The 2,179-nt window shown below is 60.9% G+C and carries 3 protein-coding genes; all 3 read right to left on the bottom strand.

Going from position 1 to position 2,179, the window contains the following annotated elements; all coding sequences use genetic code 11:
* Positions 1-47: 47 nt before the first annotated feature.
* Positions 48-1,049 (bottom strand): phosphonate ABC transporter substrate-binding protein, encoded by a 1,002-nt coding sequence (gene phnD, locus WBB95_RS20110; protein ID WP_424489171.1) that lies wholly within the window; start codon positions 1,047-1,049, stop codon positions 48-50.
* A gap of 31 nt (positions 1,050-1,080) precedes the next feature.
* A complete protein-coding gene (phnC, locus tag WBB95_RS20115) occupies positions 1,081-1,914 on the bottom strand; it encodes a phosphonate ABC transporter ATP-binding protein (protein WP_424489172.1) in 834 nt (277 codons plus the stop codon).
* Positions 1,915-1,963: 49 nt separating this feature from the next.
* A partial coding sequence (locus tag WBB95_RS20120) for a hypothetical protein (protein ID WP_424489173.1) occupies positions 1,964-2,179 on the bottom strand: 216 nt, incomplete at its 5' end.

A 2,179-nucleotide genomic window follows, 5' to 3' on the forward strand; every position in this document is an offset into this window, starting at 1 on the left:
TCCCACAAAAACCTTGTTCCCACACAAGCCCGGTTCCTACAGGGGGGTTAGCCGTTTGCTGCAGTCTTCTTGTCCAGTTCGGTGATGCGCTGTTGCAGCTTGGCGAGGTCGGCGTCGATATCCGCCAGCTTCTTCGCCTTGTCCGCCGCTTCAAGGTGGTCGTCCGCACTGATCGTGGTGCGCTGCTTGAACAGTTCCAGCTGGCGGATCGGCAACAGTTGGTCGTCACTCGAGGCGAGGAACTTGCCCAGCTGCATGTTCTTCAGCACGGCCTTTTCTTCGTCGGTGTTGCCGTAGTTGGCGAAGAAATCGCGGATCTTGGTTTTCTCGCTGTCACTCAGCGCCTTGCTCCACACCATCGGGTCGGCCGGGATCAGCGGCGATTTCCAGATCACCTTGAGCATCGCGGCCTTGTCCGGCTGGGTCACTGCCAGGCGGTCCCAGCTTTCGGTGTTGAATGTGGCAACGTCCAACTGCCCTTTGGCCACGCTCAACGCGTTCACTTCATGGCTGGAGTTGAGGGTGCGTTTGAACGCAGTGGCGGCGTCCACGTGGTTTTTGGCGAACACGTAGTAGCCCGGCACCAGGTAGCCCGAGGTGGAGTTCGGGTCACCGTTGCCGAAGGTCAGGTTCTTGGCGTTCTTGAGCATGTCGTCGACGGTGTTGATCGGGCTGTCCTTGCGCACGATCAGCACGCTCCAGTAGCCGGCGGCACCGTTGGCGGCGGCGGTCTGGGCGAAGATTTCGCCGTTGGAGCGGTCCACCGCTTCCATCGCGGCCTTGTTGCCCAGCCAGGCTACATCAACCTTGTTGAAGCGCATGCCCTGGATCAGGCCGGCGTAGTCGGAGGCAAACGTGGCGTTGATGGTCAGGCCGGTCTTGGTGTGCATGTCATCCAGGAACGGCTGCCAGATGCTCTTGAGGTTCTGCGAAGACTCGGTGGACATGATGCCGAAGTTGATGGCTTTGTCGGCGGCCTGGGCAGTGCCCATCGCGACACTGGCGAGCAACACGGCAGACAGAAACACGTGGCCGATACGGTTCAACATGGAAAGGATTCCTGTGGGTCGTGGGTAGGTTTCAAGCGCGCGCCAGGGCCAGCCGAGGGGTGACCTCGGTGCGGCGGGTCTGGTCGGAAAACATCAGGCTGGTGTCGACGTCGGCACCGTACAAATCATTCAGGAACTGGCTGCTCATCTCGCTGCCCTGCCCGTCGAAATGAATGCGCCCGCCCTTGAGCGCCACAGCGCGGGGGCAATAACGCATGGCGTAATCGACTTGATGCAGGGTCACCACCACGGTCTTGCCGTCACGACGATTGATGTCGGCGAGGATCTCCATGACCTTGCGCGCCGATTCCGGGTCGAGCGAGGCGATGGGTTCATCGGCGAGGATGACTTCAGCGCGCTGGGTCAATGCCCGGGCAATCGCCACGCGCTGCTGCTGGCCGCCGGACAAGGTCGAGGCACGTTGCGCGGCCAGGTCGGCCAAGCCAACGCGGGCCAGGGATTCGAGGGCAAAGGTCTTTTCCTCGGCATTGAACAGCCCGAGGTTGCCACGCCAGCGCGGCATGCGGCCCAGGCAACCGAGCAGCACGTTGTCGAGCACGCTCAGGCGGTTGACCAGGTTGAACTGCTGAAAGATGTAGCCGATGTCTGCGCGCAACCGCCGTACCTTGCCATTCAACCGTCCACTGGCCTGCACCTCCCGGCCCAGCACCTTGACGCTGCCGCCGTTGCTCTTGTCGCAACAGGCCAGACCCGCCAAATGGCGCAATAACGTGGACTTGCCGGACCCGGAAGCGCCAATCAGCGCGACCATCTCACCGGTGGCAATGGTGAGTTCGAGGTCGACCAGTGCGGATTTCTTCGCAAAGGTCTTGTTCAAGTGATCGACATGAATAGCGTGAGTCATGGGCTTCTCTGTCTGGTTTGAACGGCCCGTGGAGGGGCCGCGTTTGAGTTCAAACGACAGTAGGCGCGGGAGGTGTCAGTGCTATTACTTGCACATGACTGGCGGGCGGCGGTTTGATGAAGGTTTTGTGAAAGGTTGGAAGTAGCCCGGCAGTGAATGGGGTTGCTGTGGTGGAGGCATTTTTTGAGTGAAAAGGGTTTTTGTGGTGAAAGGCGCTCTTGTGGTGAGCGGGCTTGCCCCGCGCTGGGCTGCGCAGCGGCCCTAA

Origin of the sequence: Pseudomonas sp., from assembly GCF_049645325.1 — a bacterium.
Classification (GTDB): Bacteria; Pseudomonadota; Gammaproteobacteria; order Pseudomonadales; family Pseudomonadaceae; genus Aquipseudomonas.